The organism is Streptomyces caeruleatus (assembly GCF_001514235.1).
In the GTDB taxonomy this organism is placed as follows: domain Bacteria; phylum Actinomycetota; class Actinomycetes; order Streptomycetales; family Streptomycetaceae; genus Streptomyces; species Streptomyces caeruleatus.
Genome location: NZ_KQ948927.1, coordinates 273544 through 289021 on the forward strand (window position 1 = coordinate 273544; position 15478 = coordinate 289021).

Below are 15478 nucleotides of genomic sequence, written 5' to 3' on the forward strand. Positions count from 1 at the left end.
TTGATCTGATCACAAGTAGGTCACTAGGGTCTGGCGTCGAACCTCCGAGCGGGTGATCACTCACAAGAAGGGTTTCACCTCCGTGGCGTCCCACCGTCGACCGAAGCAGCCGAGCCGAGCACGCGTGACCGTGCTGACCACCGCCGCCGCTGCTGCCGTGGCCATCTCTTCTCAGGCGGCCAACGCCGCCCCCAGCGAGAAGCCGAGCAAGGACGAGGTCAAGGCCAAGGTCGACAAGCTCTACGAGGAGGCCGAGCAGGCCACCGAGAAGTACAACGGGGCCAAGGAGAAGCAGGAGAAGCTCCAGAAGGAGATCTCCACCATCCAGGACAACGTCGCCCGCGGCCAGGAAGAGCTCAACGAGCTGCGCGACACGATGGGCCTCGCGGCCGCCGCCCAGTACCGCACGGGCAGCATCGACTCCTCCGTGCAGCTGTTCCTGTCGTCCGACCCGGACGACTACCTGGACAAGGCGTCCACCATGGACCAGCTGAGCGCCCAGCAGGTCGACTCGCTCAAGGAGATCCAGGCCAAGCAGCGCCAGCTCTCCCAGCAGCGCGCCGAGGCCTCCGACAAGCTCAAGGACCTGGCCTCCACCCGCACCGAGCTGGGCAAGAAGAAGAAGCAGGTCCAGGCCAAGCTCGCCGAGGCGCAGAAGCTCCTCAACACCCTGACGGCCGCCGAGAAGGCCGCGCTCGCCGCCGAGGAGCAGCGCGCCAGCCGCTCCGCCGCCGACCGCGTGGACCTCGGCAACGTCGGCTCCGCCTCCGGCCGGGCCATGGCCGCCTTCCAGGCCGCCCAGAGCCAGATCGGCAAGCCGTACGTCTACGGCGCCACCGGCACCGCCTCCTACGACTGCTCGGGCCTGACCTCCTGGGCCTACAACCAGGCCGGCGTCTACATTCCGCGCACCTCCCAGGAGCAGGCCAACGCCGGCACGCGCCTGTCGATGAGCGAACTCAAGGTCGGCGACCTCGTCATCTTCTACGGCGACCTGCACCACGTCGGTCTCTACGCGGGCAACGGCCAGGTGCTGCACGCCCCGCGCAGCGGCACGACCGTCCGCTATGAGTCGATCAACAACATGCCGTTCCAGTTCGGCGTCCGGATCTGATCCCGGCCGAACCCCCGCAAGATCAACACCACGTGCCGCCCGAACGGGCGAATCACGACAACTTTCGCTGACCCCACGCCCCGCCCATGACCTGCGTCAGAGGCGGGGCGTCACTTTGTGTGCCCGGCGCGGTCGTTGGTCGGCACCCCGGCACGGAGCTACTGTCTGCCGCGTTTCCCCCTCGCCGGGGAAGGTCCTTGTCGTCAGCGGAAGGAGAGCGGCTTCCCGTGGGGTCCCATCGCCGCCTTGTATCGCCCGGGTTCGACCGGGGCGCCAACGCAGCCCTGTGCGTCATGTCGGCCGCCGCCGCGGCCATCGGGGTCGTACCGGCCACGGCCGCGCCGCACGACGACACCCGGGCCAAGGTGGACCGCCTCTACGAGGAGGCCGAGAAGGCCACCGAGGCCTACAACAAGGCCGACGAGCGCGCCGACAAGCTGCGGAAGCAGGTGAACGACGCGCAGGACCGGATCGCCCGGCAGCAGGAGGACATCAACTCCATGCGGGACGCCCTCGGTTCACTGGCCGGCGCCCAGTACCGCTCCGGCGGCCTCGACCCCTCCCTCGCCCTGCTGCTCTCCGACGACCCGGAGGACTACCTCGACCGGGCAGCCCGGATCGCCCGGCTCAGCGCCCACCAGGCAGGCGAGCTCAAGGACCTCCAGGACGCCATGCGCGAGATCGCCCAGGAGCGGGCCGAGGCGGCCGGGAAACTCGTCGAACTGGAGAAGAGCCGCAAGACCGTCGCCGCCCACAAGCGGACCGTCGAGCGCAAACTCGCCCAGGCCCGCCGGCTCCTCAACTCCCTCACGGCGACCGACCGCGCCGCCTACGACCGTGCCTCCCGCTCCGGCCGTGACGTCATGCCCGACTTCGGCAGCCTCGCCGCGCCCTCGGGCCGCGCGGCCGCCGCCATCGCCGCCGCCCACTCCGCGCTCGGCAAGCCGTACGTGTGGGGGGCCAACGGCCCCTCCGGGTTCGACTGTTCGGGCCTGATCCAGTGGTCGTACGCCCAGGCCGGCGTCGCTCTGCCGCGCACCTCACAGGGCCAGCGGTACGCCGGCCGGCAGGTCCCGCTCTCCGAGGCCCAGCCCGGCGACGTCGTCACCTACCGCTCCGACGCCAGCCATGTCGGGATGTACGCCGGCAACGGCCAGGTGATCCACGCTCCCTACCCGGGCGCCCCGGTGCGCTACGACCCGGTGGGCATGATGCCGGGCGCCACGGTCACGCGGGTCTGAGCCGGGTCGGACGCGGGTCTGACCTCCGCGCCGTCCCCGCCGTACGATCGGGAAATGGCTGGTCGAAGGCGGGCGTCGGGAACGCGAGTCGTCATCGCGCTCTGTCTGCTGCTCGTCTCCCTGGTCGGCTGCGGCGGGCGGCCCGCCACCGACAGCGCCAAGGCCGAGGTGCAGGGCCTTCTCGACCGCCGGGCCGCCGCGATCCTCGACCACGACGAGACGGCGTATCTGCGCACGGGCGCCCGGGACCGGTACGGCAACCTGCGTGCCGTGCCCTTCGCCGCCTGGTCCTACCGCCTGACCGGTCTGCGGCGCACCGGTGACACCGCCCTCGCCGAGGCCGAGCTCCGCTACCGCGTCCAGGGCTACGACCGGGCGCCCGTCAGGGTCGGCCGCACCCTGAGTCTCAGCCTGGACGTGGAGGGCCGGTGGTACGTCGATGCCGAGCGGCCCGCGAAGGGCTCCGCCGCGCAGCTGTGGGACCAGGGTGAGGTGAGCGTCGTACGGGGTGGCGACAGCCTCGTTCTCGGCGTCGGGCAGTCCGGTGCGGCGCTGCGTTCGTACGCCGAGCTGGCGGACCGGGCCGTGCCGGCCGTGTCCCAGGCGTGGGGCACGCGGTGGCCCCGGCGGGTCGTCGTCCTCGTGCCCAGGTCGCTGGACGGGATGGCCGGGCTGCTGGGCGCGCCCGCCTCCTCCTACCGGGGGATCGCCGCGGTCACCACCGGGGAGACCGGTGCGCCGGCGAGCGCGCCCGCGGACCGGATCATTGTCAATCCCGACGCGTACGGCGTGCTCGGCGGTACCGGCCGGCAGGTCGTCCTCACCCACGAGACCACTCATGTCGCCACCCGGGCCCACACCACGGCCGCCACCCCGCTGTGGCTCTCCGAGGGCTACGCCGACTGGATCGGCTACCTCGGCAGCGGCCGCTCCCCGTCGCAGGCCGCGCCCGAGCTGTATCGCGCGGTGGCCGAGGGGCGGGTGCCGGAGGAGTTGCCGGCCGATGCGGACTTCGGTTTCAGCGGGGATGGGGGGAGGCTGGCGCGGGCCTACGAAAGCGGGTGGATGGCCTGCCGGATGATCGCGGATCGGTGGGGGGAGGTCCGGCTCGCGGAGTTCTATCGGGCCGTGGGGGCGCATGAGGGGCGGGCGGGGGCGGTGGAGGGGGCGCTGAAGGATGTCCTCGGGACGTCGCTGGAGGACTTCAGGGCGCAGTGGCGGGACTATCTACGGGCCCAACTGAGCTGACCCTCCGCTCCCTCGCCCCCGCCGCCCCTACCCGTCCCATCCCTGGGGGCTCCGCCCCCAGACCCCCGCTGTCGGCCCTTCGGGCCTCGTCCTCAAACGCCGGACGGGCTGAAAATGCCTGGGGCGAAGCCCCAGGAGGGGCGCGGGGAACTGCGCGACCAGCTCCCACCGGCCCGTACTCGAGGAACGACCCCGGGGTCGAATGGGCGGAGCCCCTGGCGGGGGCGAGGGAAGAAGTCGGGGTCAGGACGGCAGGGACGTTTCCCTGAGGCGCGGGGACTCCGTGGGGACGGGGGGCGGGGTCGGGAGGGGGACCGTGGAGCGCCAGAGTTCGCGGGCGGCGAGGAGCGCGGCGAGGATCAGCAGGCCGTTGCGCAGGAACAGCAGCGTGACCCCGAGACCGTCGCTGGCGACGACGTGGGAGAACCACACCGGGAACTCCAGCACCGTGACGAACGACGCCACGAGCACCAGCCCCACGGGAACCCCCATCCGGCTCTCCCGGAAGCAGAGGCACACGGCCGCGAGCCCCACCAGCCACACCATGTACTGCGGACTGATCACCCGACTCGTCGTCACGAACATCAGCACCGCCACGAAGGCCCCGTCCGCGAGCGTGTGGACATGAAAGCTCCGCGCCCGCAACCGCCACACCAACAGCCAGCCGAACGCCAGCCCGCTCAGCACGAGCGCCGCCGTACTCACGACGTCGACATACGGACCGAGGAACTCCACCGACCCGTAGTTCAGCAGCACCTGCCCGTCCCAGCCGTACTGCCGGGCCACATGGAAGACCAGCGCCCCGAGCGACTCCACCTCAGTGCCCCGGTCACGCTGGAAGGTCAGGAACGCGAAGGCACCCGGCATGGCGAGGGCGAACAGCGCCGCCAGCACCCCGGCGGTCAGCGCGGCCCAGACCCAGGAGCCGCGCCTACGGGCCGCCACCAGCAGCAACACCGGCCACACCTTCAGCATCGCCCCGAACGCCGTCAGCGCCCCCATCACCCTGGGATACCGCGCGCCCGCGAGCAGCGCGGCCACGGCGACCCCGGTCACCATCACGTCGTAGCGGGCGTACACCGTCGGCCCGAGCAGCGGCACCCCCACCACCCACACCCAGGCCCCGCGCGACGTCCGCCCCGACCGCAGACCGGCGTACAGCAGGAGCAGCAGCACGACCAGGTCCGCGGCGAAGCACAGGACGAAGAACGCCGACGTATAGTCCAGCCAGAACACCAGCGCGGGGGACAGGATCGCCAGCGCCGCGGCGGGCGGGTACTGCCAGGTCACGTCGTCCAGCGGGAACGTGCCGGTGCGCAGCACCTCGTACCAGCCCTGGTAGATCACCGACACGTCGCTGGTGACGTCCGGGCCGGGGAAGGCGTACACCTTGAACACGAAGAGCAGCAGAACCACCCTGGTCAGCGCCCAGATGCCCACAAGCCACGCCAGGGATCGCCGCGTGCCTGTCGTCTCCACCAGAACCCCTGCCGTTCGCTGCCCGTCTCAGTGCAACATGATGTCGTGTCCAGCTGTGTGCGGGCCACACACGTGGCCGAGCCCCACCTGTGAACGGCGGCTTCGATAGGGTCGGCGGCGATGCACAAGACGCTGATCGTGACCAACGACTTCCCGCCCCGCCCCGGCGGCATCCAGGCGTTCCTGCACAACATGGCGCTCCGCCTCGACCCCGAGCGGCTGGTCGTCTACGCCTCCACCTGGAAGCGCGGCCGGGAGGGCGTCGAGGCCACCGCCGCCTTCGACGCCGAGCAGCCCTTCACGGTCGTACGGGACCGTACGACGATGCTGCTGCCGACACCCGGCGCGACCCGGCGCGCGGTCGGACTGCTGCGTGAGCACGGCTGTACGTCGGTGTGGTTCGGGGCGGCGGCCCCGCTCGGCCTGATGGCCCCGGCCCTGCGCAAGGCGGGCGCCGAGCGGCTGGTGGCCACCACCCACGGTCACGAGGCGGGGTGGGCCCAGCTGCCCGCGGCCCGGCAGCTGCTGGGGCGGATCGGGGAGTCGACGGACACCATCACGTACCTGGGCGAGTACACGCGCTCGCGGATCGCCACCGCCCTGACGCCGGCCGCGGCCGCACGGATGGTGCAGTTGCCGCCCGGCGTCGACGAGAAGACCTTCCATCCCGGGTCGGGCGGCGACGAGGTCCGCGCCCGGCTGGGCCTCACGGACCGCCCGGTCGTCGTCTGTGTCTCCCGCCTGGTCCGGCGCAAGGGCCAGGACACCCTGATCCAGGCCATGCCCCGCATCCTGGCCGCCGAGCCGGAGACCGTACTGCTGATCGTCGGGGGCGGGCCCTACGAGAACGACCTGCGCAAGCTCGCCCGCGACACGGGCGTCGCCGCGTCCGTCCACTTCACCGGCCCGGTCCCCTGGTCCGAGCTGCCCGCCCACTACGGCGCCGGCGACGTCTTCGCGATGCCCTGCCGGACGAGGCGGCGGGGGCTGGACGTGGAGGGCCTCGGCATCGTCTACCTGGAGGCGTCGGCGACGGGACTGCCGGTGGTGGCCGGGGACTCGGGCGGCGCGCCGGACGCGGTACTCGACGGCGAGACCGGCTGGGTGGTGAGGGGCGGCTCCCCGGAGGAGGCGGCCGACCGCATCGTCACTCTCTTGAGGGACGCCGAACTGCGTGTCCGGATGGGCGAGCGAGGCAGGGAGTGGGTCGAGGAGAAGTGGCGCTGGGACCTATTGGCGGAGGGCCTGCAAACACTGCTGTAGGGCAACGCCCAGCTTTTAGGGGCGCGGGGAACTGCGCGACCAGCCACAAAACAACCCGCAGCCGCCAACAATGAATACTTGGCACCCCACTAGGCGGAACCCCAAAATCCGCCGATGCTGCCAAACATGACATCAAACCTGATGCAGCGTCAGCTGACAAGACGTCAAATCCTGGGCATGGCCGCCCTCCAGACCGCAGCCACCCTCGGCTTCACCCGCGTCTCCCTCGCGGCGGCCCAGGAAGCCGAGCCCGACGCAGTCGAGTTCACCCCGGCCATAGTCATCGGCTCCGGCTACGGTGGGGCAGTCGCCGCCCTCCGCCTCGGAGAGGCCGGCATCCGCACCCTCGTCCTGGAGATGGGCCGCCTCTGGAACACGAGCGGTCCCGACGGCAAGGTCTTCTGCTCCACCGCCACCCCCGACCGCCGCTCCATGTGGTTCCGCACCCGCACCGAGGCCCCGCTCGCCACCTTCCTGTGGCTGGACGTGGTCAACAAGGACATCAGCCCGTACCCGGGAGTCCTGGACCGCGTGCACTACGACCACATGTCCGTGTACGTCGGCCGGGGCGTCGGCGGCGGCTCCCTGGTCAACGGCGGCATGGCCGTCACCCCGCTCCAGTCCTACTTCGCGGAGCAGTTCCCGACCGTGGACACCGCGGAGATGTACCGCACGTACTTCCCGCGCGCCCGCTCCATGCTCGGCGTCAACACCGTCGACCCGGCGTGGTTCGAGTCCACGGAGTGGTACCGCTTCACCCGGATCTCCCGCAAGCACGCGAGCAACGCCGGTCTGAAGACCACCTTCGTGCCCAACGTCTACGACTTCGGGTACATGCAGCGCGAGGCGGCCGGCACGGCGACCAGGTCGGCACTTGCCGGCGAGGTCATCTACGGCAACAACCACGGCAAGCGCAGCCTCGACCAGACGTATCTCGCCTCCGCGCTCGGCACCGGGAACGTCACCATCCACACCCTGGAGCGGGTGAAGTCGATCAGCAGGGCAGCCGACGGGACGTACGTCCTGGCCGTCGACCGGATCGACGACACCGGGACCGTCGTGGAGACCAAGGAGTACGGCTGTACGTACCTCTTCCTCGGCGGCGGCAGCGTCGGCACCACCGAACTCCTCGTCCGCGCACGGGAGTCGGGCACCCTGCCCGCCCTGGACGCCGGCGTCGGCACCGGGTGGGGGACCAACGGCAACGTCATGCTCGGGCGGGCCAACCACCTGTGGGACACCGTCGGGGCGAACCAGTCGACCATGCCGGTCATGGGCATCGACGACTGGGCCAACGCCGCCAACCCCGTCTTCGCCGAGATCGCCCCCTTGCCGATGGGCCTTGAGCACTGGGTCAGCCTCTATCTGGCGATCACCAAGAACCCGGAGCGCGCGTCGTTCTCGTACGACAGCGCCACGGGAGCCGTGAAGCTGGGCTGGAGTGCCGCGCAGAGCGCCGTGTCCGTGGGGATGGCGAAGAAGCTGTTCGACCGGATCAACCGGGCGAACACCACGATGTACCGGTACGACCTGTTCGGCTCCGGCAACAAGGTCTTCGCCGACGACTTCACGTACCACCCGCTGGGCGGCTGCGTGCTGGGGAAGGCGACCGACGACTACGGCCGGGTGAAGGGGTACTCGCGGCTCTACGTCACCGACGGCTCGCTCGTGCCCGGGTCGATCGGGGTGAACCCGTTCGTGACGATCACCGCGCTCGCCGAGCGCACGATGGCGCGGGTCCTCGTGGAGGACACCGCGCCATGAGCCGTCGTACGAACGGCGTGCGCTACTTCTGCGGAGTGCGCTACTTCTGGTAGATCGCCTCGATCTCGTCCGCGAAGTCCTTCGCTACGACGTTGCGCTTGAGCTTCAGCGACGGCGTCAGATGGCCCGAGTCCTCCGTGAACTGGGAGGGGAGAATGCGGAACTTCCGCACCGATTCCGCCTTCGACACCGCGGCGTTGCCGTCGTCGACCGCCGACTGGATCGCGGCCAGCAGGTCGGGGTCCTCCAGCAGCGACGCCGTGGTGGAGCCCGCCGGTTTGCCGTGGTCCGAGCACCAGCGGCCCAGGAACTCCTCGTCGACCGTGACCAGCGCGCCCACGAACGGCCGCCCGTCGCCCACCACCATGCACTCCGCGACCAGCGCGTGCGCCCGGATGCGGTCCTCGATCACGGCCGGGGCGACGTTCTTGCCGCCCGCGGTGACGATGATCTCCTTCTTGCGGCCGGTGATCCGGAGGTAGCCGTCCTCGTCCAGGGTGCCGATGTCACCGGTGTGGAACCAGCCGTCGGCCAGCGCCTCCTCGGTCGCGCCCGGGTTGTTCCAGTACTCCTTGAACAGGTGCTCGCCGTGCAGCAGCACCTCACCGTCGTCGGCGATACGGACCACCGAGCCCGGCAGGGGCTGGCCGACCGTGCCGATCTTCTGACGGTCCCAGGGGTTGAACGCGGTCGCGGCGCAGGACTCGGTCAGGCCGTAGCCCTCCAGGACCGTGAAGCCGATGCCGCGGAAGAAGTGCCCGAGCCGCTCGCCCAGCGGGGCGCCGCCGGAGATGGCGTACTCGCCCTTGCCGCCGAGCACCGCGCGCAGCTTGCTGTAGACGAGTTTGTCGAAGACCTTGTGTTTGATCTTCAGGCCGACCGGCGGGCCGGACGGGGTGTCCAGCGCCTTGCTGTAGGCGATGGCCGTGTCCGCCGCCTTGTCGAAGATCTTGCCCTTGCCGTCGGCCTGGGCCTTGGCACGCGCCGAGTTGTAGACCTTCTCGAAGACACGCGGCACGCCCAGGATCAGCGTCGGGCGGAACGCGGCCAGTTCGTCCGTGAGGTTCTTGATGTCCGGGACCGTGCCCAGCTTGATCGGCGCCATCATCGGCGCGACCTGCACGAGGCGGCCGAAGACGTGGGCGAGAGGGAGGAAGAGCAGGACACTGCACTCGCCGGTGCGGAACAGCGGACGCAGACGCTCGACGATGTTGCCGCACTCGGCGAAGAAGCTGCGGTGGGTCAGCACACAGCCCTTGGGGCGGCCGGTCGTTCCGGAGGTGTACACGATCGTCGCCGGGTCGTCGGCCTTCGCCAGCGAGCTGCGCTCCTCGACCGCCGCGTCGCTGATGTCCTGGCCGAGCCGGCCCAGCTCCTCGACGCCGCCGGCCTCGATCTGCCAGACGTGCTTGAGCGCGGGCAGCGCGTCGCGCACCGACTCGACGGCGGCGGTGTGGCCGTCCAGCTCCGTGATCATGGCGGTCGCGCCCGAGTCACCGAGGATCCACTGCACCTGCTCCGGCGAGCTGGTCTCGTACACCGGCACGGTGACCGCGCCCGCCGACCAGATCGCGAAGTCCAGCAGGGTCCACTCGTAGCGCGTACGCGACATCAGGCCGACCCGGTCGCCCGGCCCGACCCCGGCGGCGATGAGCCCCTTCGCGGCCGCGTGCACCTCGGCGAGGAAGGTGGTGGCCGAGACGTCCTGCCAGGTACCTCCCCCAGACTGCGTCCGGGGGGACCCCCATTTCGCTTCGCTCACCTTGCGGGCGATGACGGCGACGTCCGGGTGCTGCGCGGCGTTTCTGCGGACGATGTCGGTCAGATTCCCGTCCGCAGGGACCTCGTACAAAGCCGGAAGGCTGAACTCGCGCAAGACTGCTGCTCCTCATAGGGCGCCGGCGCCACGACGTTGTGCGATGCGACGGTGCGGTCCATGGCTCGGGCAAGTGCTCTGGGATTCACATGTTGAAACTCAGAGGACGACTGGACCGACCGGACGTTACCCGCCGGTATGGCTTCTTCGACAGGGGGATCCGACGAGATGTTCGCTGCGTCACACGGATTGGTACCTCTGCGCGCACAGTAGTCGAGCCATCTGACGACTGGCCAGTAACCATCGGTTCGGCCGCCACTGTTCACGTTTGCCGCACACGCTTACCCTTGATCGCCATGGCACCGACACCGACGGGAAACCGCAGGACCCGCGTCCACGTGGTCAGCGACGTACACGGCAACGCCCGCGACCTGGCCAGGGCCGGCGAAGGCGCGGACGCCTTGATATGCCTGGGCGACCTGGTGTTGTTCCTGGACTACGCCGACCACTCGCGCGGCATCTTCCCCGACCTGTTCGGCGTGGAGAACGCCGACCGCATCGTGGAGCTGCGCACCGCCCGGCGCTTCGAGGAGGCGCGCGAGCTCGGGGCGCGGCTGTGGGCCGGAGTCGGCTCGGACCGGCGTGCGGTGATCGAGAAGGCGGTGCGCAAGCAGTACGCCGAGCTGTTCGCGGCGTTCCCGACACCGACGTACGCCACCTACGGCAATGTCGACATGCCGCCCCTGTGGCCGGAGTACGCCGGACCCGGCACGACCGTGCTGGACGGGGAGCGGGTCGAGATCGGCGGTTGGGTCTTCGGCTTCGTCGGCGGCGGCCTGCGCACGCCGATGCGGACGCCCTACGAGATCAGCGACGAGGAGTACGCCGCGAAGATCGAGGCCCTGGGGGAGGTGGACGTGCTCTGCACGCACATTCCGCCGGAGGTGCCCGAGTTGGTGTACGACACGGTGGCGCGGCGTTTCGAGCGGGGCAGCAAGGCGCTGCTGGAGGCGATTCGCCGGACCCGACCCCGCTACTCCCTGTTCGGGCACGTCCATCAGCCGCTCGTCCGGCGGATGCGGATCGGGGCGACGGAGTGTGTGAACGTGGGGCACTTCGCCGCATCGGGGAAGCCGTGGGCGCTGGAGTGGTGAGGTGGGGTGAAGGCGGCTGGTCGGGGGCGCGGTAGCCTTCACGCTGCGCACGCGTGCGCACCACGACTTCTTACCGGACCGCTTCTGGAGGAGCCACGGCGATGGCGGAACACACCAGCTCGAGCATCACGATCGAGGCGGCACCGGCCGATGTCATGGGGGTGATCGCCGACTTCGCGCGCTACCCCGACTGGACCGGTGAGGTGAAGGAGGCGGAGGTCCTCAAGACCGACGGCCAGGGCCGTGCCGAGCAGGTCCGGCTCGTCATGGACGCGGGTGCGATCAAGGACGACCAGGTCCTGGGATACACCTGGACCGGCGAGAACGAGGTCTCCTGGACGCTCGTGAAGTCCCAGATGCTGCGGTCTCTCGACGGCTCGTACATTCTGAAGCCGGCCGGGGCGGGGGCGACCGAGGTCACCTACCTGCTGACGGTGGACGTCAAGATCCCGATGCTGGGGATGATCAAGCGCAAGGCCGAGAAGGTCATCATCGACCGGGCGCTGGCGGGGCTGAAGAAGCGGGTGGAGTCGGGCAAGTAGGGGTTCGCCCCCGCCGCCCCTACCCGTCCCATCCTTGAAGGGGCTCCGCCCCTTCGACCCCGCCAGGGGGCTGCGCCCCCTGGACCCCCATCGGCCTGAACGGCCTCGTCCTCAAACGCCGGACGGGCTGGGGGGTGCCTGCCAACCGGGCTGAACCCCGACGTCCGTTACGGTTCAGCCCCATGCGCACCATCCTGATCACCGGCCCCGGCGGCAGCGGCCGTACCACCGTCGCGGCCGCCACCGCGCTCGCCGCCGCCCGCGCGGGCACCCGGACCCTCGTCCTGAGTGCCGACCGCACCGACACCCTGGGCGCGGCACTCGGCGCGAGTACGGGGCCGGCCCCGAGCCGGGTCGCGGCGAACCTCACCGCGTGGCGGCCCGACGCGGCCACCGGGTTCCGGGACGACCTCGCCGCCTTCCAGGAGCGTGCCTCCTCCGCGCTCGACCTGCTCGGCGCCTCCCGGCTCGACCCGGAAGAGGTCACTCCGCTGCCCGGCGCCGAGGAACTCGCACTGCTGCGGGCGCTGCGGGACGCCGCGCTGGCCGAGGCCCACGACCTCCTCGTCGTCGACCTGCCGGCCACCCCGCACGCCCTCGCCCTGCTCTCCCTCCCCGAGGAACTGCGCCGCTATCTGCGCCGGCTGCTCCCGCCCGAGCGGCAGGCGGCCCGCGCGCTGCGGCCCGTGCTGGGGCGGCTGGCCGGCGTTCCGATGCCCGCGGAGTGGCTGTACGAGACCGCGGCCCGCTGGGACGTCGACCTCGCCGCCGTCGAGGCCGTCGTCGCCGACCGGGACACCGTCGTACGGCTGGTCGCCGAGCCCGGTCCGGGCGGCGCCGACGCCGTACGGGCCGCCCGCCTCGCCCTCGCCCTGCGGGGCCTGCGCCCCGACCTGCTGGTCGCCAACCGGGTCCTGCCGGAGGCGGAGGCGGTACCGGGCAGCTGGCTCGACGGGCCCGTCGCCCAGCAGCGCAAGACCCTGGAGGAGTGGCGGGAGGACGGCCACGACATCCACGCCGTCGCCCACCTCGGGCGGGACCCGCGCGGCGCCCATGACCTCGCCGATCTCGCCGTGCCGGCCGTCAACGACACGTCGTCCACGGTCGAGTGGCCCGTCACCGACCGGCTCGCCGAGGACGGCGTCCTCGTCTGGCACATCCCGCTGCCCGGCGCGGTACGCGACGAGCTCGACCTCATCCGGCGCGGCGACGAACTCGTCCTCACGGCGGGGCAGTTCCGGCGTATCGTGCCGCTGCCGTCCGCGCTGCGCCGGTGCCGGGTGGACGGGGCCGCACTGCGCGACGGCGAGCTGCGGATCCGGTTCGCGCCGGACCCGGATCTCTGGCCGGGCGCACGGTGAAGCAGGTACGCCCGTTCGGGTAACGTCGTAGAGACGAACCGTAGTCAGGAGTCCGTCATGAGCGAAGAGCTCCCCCCGTCCGACGCCGGAGAGCACGAGGCGATCGACGAGGCACGGGCGACCGACGCCGACGCCTGGGCGACGGCGTGCGCCGAGGACCTCGCGGAGGAGAAGGCGCGCCGCCGCGCCCAGCACGGTCCGCAGCCGGGCGCCGCCGCCGAGGAACTGCGCAAGCTCGTCGACGCCGTCGCGGACGAGCTGTCCACCCTCCAGTCCCCGCTGCTCGGCGCGGTCGCCGGACCCGCCGCCCAGCAGGTGGTCAAGCAGGTCGTGGAGCAGGCCAAGGCGGCCGTCGAGCCCGTCATAGAGCGCAACCCGGACGTCTTCGACCACCTCGCCGCGGCCGGCGGCGAACTCCTCGCCGCCTACCGCTCCGCGGTCCAGGCCCAGGAACGACGCTGGACCACCCGGGAGACCGGCGGGCACGACCTGGACGAGCGCCCGGACCGCCCCGACCGGGGCGACGACGCCGGTCCCGGAGAACGCATCGACCTGGACTGATTCCCCCGGATCCGGAACCGTCGGCCGACCCCGTCCGCCGGGCGGACGACGGGGCCCCGACGGCAGGGCCTCGGGTACGGTTGGCCGTAGCGGGGCTCGACCGAAACTGAGGGATTCATGGGACTCACCATCGGCGTCGACATCGGCGGCACGAAGATCGCGGCCGGCGTGGTCGACGAGGAAGGCAACATCCTCTCGACCCACAAGGTGCCGACCCCGGGCACGCCCGAGGGCATCGTGGACGCCATCGCCTCCGCGGTGGAGGGCGCGCGCGCCGGGCACGAGATCGTCGGCGTGGGTATCGGTGCGGCCGGATACGTCAACCGCCAGCGCTCGGAGGTGTACTTCGCCCCGAACATCGACTGGCGCAACGAGCCGCTGAAGGAGAAGGTCGAGGCCCGCGTCGGCCTCCCGGTCGTCGTGGAGAACGACGCCAACGCCGCCGCGTGGGGCGAGTACAAGTTCGGCGCCGGCAAGGGCCACCGCAACGTCATCTGCATCACCCTGGGCACCGGCCTCGGCGGCGGCATCATCATCGGCAACAAGCTGCGCCGCGGGCACTACGGCGTGGCCGCCGAGTTCGGCCACATCCGCATGGTGCCGGACGGCCTGCTGTGCGGCTGCGGCTCGCAGGGCTGCTGGGAGCAGTACGCCTCCGGCCGCGCCCTGGTCAGATACGCCAAGCAGCGCGCCAACGCCACCCCGGAGCACGCCGAGATCCTGCTCGGCCTCGGCGACGGCAGCCCCGACGGCATCGAGGGCAAGCACATCTCCATGGCCGCCCGCCAGGGCGACCCGGTCGCCGTCGACTCCTACCGCGAACTCGCCCGCTGGGCCGGCGCCGGCCTCGCCGACCTGGCCTCCCTCTTCGACCCGTCCGCCTTCATCGTCGGCGGCGGCCTCTCGGACGAGGGCGAACTGGTCCTCGACCCCATCCGCAAGTCCTACAAGCGCTGGCTCGTAGGCGGCAACTGGCGCCCGGTCGCCGACGTCATCGCCGCCCAGCTGGGCAACAAGGCGGGGCTGGTGGGCGCGGCGGACCTGGCCAGGGAGCCCGACCCGATCATGTAAGGGACGCTGGGGCGAACCCCCAGGGGCGCGGGGAACTGCGCGACCAGCCACGACGTCCCGGCTGTCGCCAACGATCCTCGCGCCCCGCCCCCTTGGGCGTACATTGATCCACATGGCGCTGCTCCCTGAGTCCCGCACAGACCCCGACGGTTCAGCCCTCATCCGCGTACTGAGCTACAACATCCGCTCCATGCGCGACGACACCGACGCCCTCGCCCGCGTCATCACCGCCTGCGCCCCCGACCTGGTCCTCATCCAGGAAGCCCCCCGCTTCTTCCGCTGGCGCAAGAAACTCTCCCGTCTGGCCCGCGCGGCGAACCTCGTGATCCTCACCGGTGGCGCCACGGCAGCAGGCCCAGCCGTCCTGTGCAACCTGCGGGCCACGGTCGAACGCACGGAAGACGTACTCCTCCCTCTCACCCCCGGCCTCCACCGGCGCGGCTTCGCCACAGCGGTGGTCCGGTTCGGCGCCGCCCGCCTGGGCGTCCTCAGCTGCCACCTCTCCCTGCAGAAGGACGAGCGTCAGGAGCAGGGCGGCATGCTGCTCGACCGGCTCGCCGGCATGGGTGTGGAGCACGCTGTCGCGGGCGGCGACCTGAACGAACGCCCCGCCGGCCGCACCTTCCGCCGCATGGCCGACGACCTCCAGGACTGCTGGGCCACCGCCCCCTGGGGCGCCGAGTACACCTCGACCCCGGCCGACCCGCACCAGCGCATCGATGCGATCTTCGCCACCAAGGGCATCGAGGTGCTGGGCTGCGGGGTGCCCGTGGGCCACCCCGATGTGACGGAGACAGACCTGAGGGCGGCCACGGACCACCTGCCGGTCCTGGCCGCCCTCAGGGTTCCGGCGTCCTAGCGCGT

The 15478-nt window shown here is 71.2% G+C and carries 13 protein-coding genes; 11 read left to right on the forward strand and 2 right to left on the reverse strand.

Annotated elements, in window-relative coordinates:
• Positions 1 to 82: 82 nt before the first annotated feature.
• From AQJ67_RS13595 to AQJ67_RS13605, 3 genes are all read left to right on the forward strand, one after another.
• Positions 83 to 1114: a C40 family peptidase gene (locus AQJ67_RS13595; RefSeq protein ID WP_062719344.1), complete on the forward strand. Its 1032-nt coding sequence runs from the start codon at positions 83 to 85 to the stop codon at positions 1112 to 1114.
• Positions 1115 to 1341: 227 nt separating this feature from the next.
• A complete protein-coding gene (locus AQJ67_RS13600) occupies positions 1342 to 2355 on the forward strand; it encodes a C40 family peptidase (protein ID WP_062718962.1) in 1014 nt (337 codons plus the stop codon).
• Between the two features lie 54 nt (positions 2356 to 2409).
• On the forward strand, positions 2410 to 3603 hold the full coding sequence (locus AQJ67_RS13605) for a hypothetical protein (protein WP_062718963.1): 1194 nt from the start codon (positions 2410 to 2412) through the stop codon (positions 3601 to 3603).
• A gap of 243 nt (positions 3604 to 3846) precedes the next feature.
• Here the strand turns inward: AQJ67_RS13605 and AQJ67_RS13610 are convergent, their stop codons facing one another.
• Positions 3847 to 5082 (reverse strand): glycosyltransferase family 87 protein, encoded by a 1236-nt coding sequence (locus AQJ67_RS13610; protein WP_062718964.1) that lies wholly within the window; start codon positions 5080 to 5082, stop codon positions 3847 to 3849.
• 120 nt (positions 5083 to 5202) lie between these two features.
• On the opposite strand from AQJ67_RS13610, the gene AQJ67_RS13615 reads away from it, so the two are divergent.
• Both AQJ67_RS13615 and AQJ67_RS13620 read left to right on the forward strand, forming a co-directional pair.
• Positions 5203 to 6345 carry a glycosyltransferase family 4 protein gene (locus AQJ67_RS13615; protein WP_062718965.1) on the forward strand — a complete coding sequence of 381 codons (1143 nt, stop codon included), beginning with the start codon at positions 5203 to 5205 and terminating at the stop codon, positions 6343 to 6345.
• 141 nt (positions 6346 to 6486) lie between these two features.
• Positions 6487 to 8109 carry a GMC family oxidoreductase gene (locus AQJ67_RS13620; protein WP_079055946.1) on the forward strand — a complete coding sequence of 541 codons (1623 nt, stop codon included), beginning with the start codon at positions 6487 to 6489 and terminating at the stop codon, positions 8107 to 8109.
• A 40-nt stretch (positions 8110 to 8149) separates the two neighbouring features.
• Here AQJ67_RS13620 and AQJ67_RS13625 read toward each other — a convergent pair whose 3' ends face one another.
• Positions 8150 to 9985 carry an AMP-dependent synthetase/ligase gene (locus tag AQJ67_RS13625; protein ID WP_062718967.1) on the reverse strand — a complete coding sequence of 612 codons (1836 nt, stop codon included), beginning with the start codon at positions 9983 to 9985 and terminating at the stop codon, positions 8150 to 8152.
• Positions 9986 to 10281: 296 nt separating this feature from the next.
• On the opposite strand from AQJ67_RS13625, the gene AQJ67_RS13630 reads away from it, so the two are divergent.
• The 6 genes from AQJ67_RS13630 (at position 10282) to AQJ67_RS13655 (ending at position 15473) form a co-directional block, all read left to right on the forward strand.
• On the forward strand, positions 10282 to 11079 hold the full coding sequence (locus AQJ67_RS13630) for a metallophosphoesterase family protein (RefSeq protein WP_079055947.1): 798 nt from the start codon (positions 10282 to 10284) through the stop codon (positions 11077 to 11079).
• 101 nt (positions 11080 to 11180) lie between these two features.
• Complete coding sequence (locus AQJ67_RS13635) at positions 11181 to 11621, forward strand: SRPBCC family protein (protein WP_030047664.1); 441 nt, start codon at positions 11181 to 11183, stop codon at positions 11619 to 11621.
• A 182-nt stretch (positions 11622 to 11803) separates the two neighbouring features.
• Positions 11804 to 12982 (forward strand): ArsA family ATPase, encoded by a 1179-nt coding sequence (locus tag AQJ67_RS13640; protein WP_062718969.1) that lies wholly within the window; start codon positions 11804 to 11806, stop codon positions 12980 to 12982.
• A gap of 57 nt (positions 12983 to 13039) precedes the next feature.
• Positions 13040 to 13543 carry a DUF5304 domain-containing protein gene (locus AQJ67_RS13645; RefSeq protein ID WP_062718970.1) on the forward strand — a complete coding sequence of 168 codons (504 nt, stop codon included), beginning with the start codon at positions 13040 to 13042 and terminating at the stop codon, positions 13541 to 13543.
• Between the two features lie 117 nt (positions 13544 to 13660).
• Positions 13661 to 14614, forward strand: coding sequence for an ROK family glucokinase (locus AQJ67_RS13650; protein WP_062718971.1), 954 nt, complete (start codon positions 13661 to 13663; stop codon positions 14612 to 14614).
• A 112-nt stretch (positions 14615 to 14726) separates the two neighbouring features.
• Entirely contained in the window at positions 14727 to 15473 is a 747-nt protein-coding gene (locus AQJ67_RS13655) for an endonuclease/exonuclease/phosphatase family protein (RefSeq protein ID WP_062718972.1), read from the forward strand.
• Positions 15474 to 15478 lie beyond the last annotated feature (5 nt).

Bases quoted from the DNA above. Each gene is read 5' to 3' on its own strand.
- AQJ67_RS13615 (WP_062718965.1), top strand. From the start codon at position 5,203: ATGCACAAGACGCTGATCGTGACCAACGACTTCCCGCCCCGCCCCGGC.
- AQJ67_RS13630 (WP_079055947.1), top strand. From the start codon at position 10,282: ATGGCACCGACACCGACGGGAAACCGCAGGACCCGCGTCCACGTGGTC.
- AQJ67_RS13650 (WP_062718971.1), top strand. From the start codon at position 13,661: ATGGGACTCACCATCGGCGTCGACATCGGCGGCACGAAGATCGCGGCC.
- AQJ67_RS13645 (WP_062718970.1), top strand. From the start codon at position 13,040: ATGAGCGAAGAGCTCCCCCCGTCCGACGCCGGAGAGCACGAGGCGATC.
- AQJ67_RS13655 (WP_062718972.1), top strand. From the start codon at position 14,727: ATGGCGCTGCTCCCTGAGTCCCGCACAGACCCCGACGGTTCAGCCCTC.
- AQJ67_RS13635 (WP_030047664.1), top strand. From the start codon at position 11,181: ATGGCGGAACACACCAGCTCGAGCATCACGATCGAGGCGGCACCGGCC.
- AQJ67_RS13620 (WP_079055946.1), top strand. From the start codon at position 6,487: ATGCAGCGTCAGCTGACAAGACGTCAAATCCTGGGCATGGCCGCCCTC.
- AQJ67_RS13605 (WP_062718963.1), top strand. From the start codon at position 2,410: ATGGCTGGTCGAAGGCGGGCGTCGGGAACGCGAGTCGTCATCGCGCTC.
- AQJ67_RS13640 (WP_062718969.1), top strand. From the start codon at position 11,804: ATGCGCACCATCCTGATCACCGGCCCCGGCGGCAGCGGCCGTACCACC.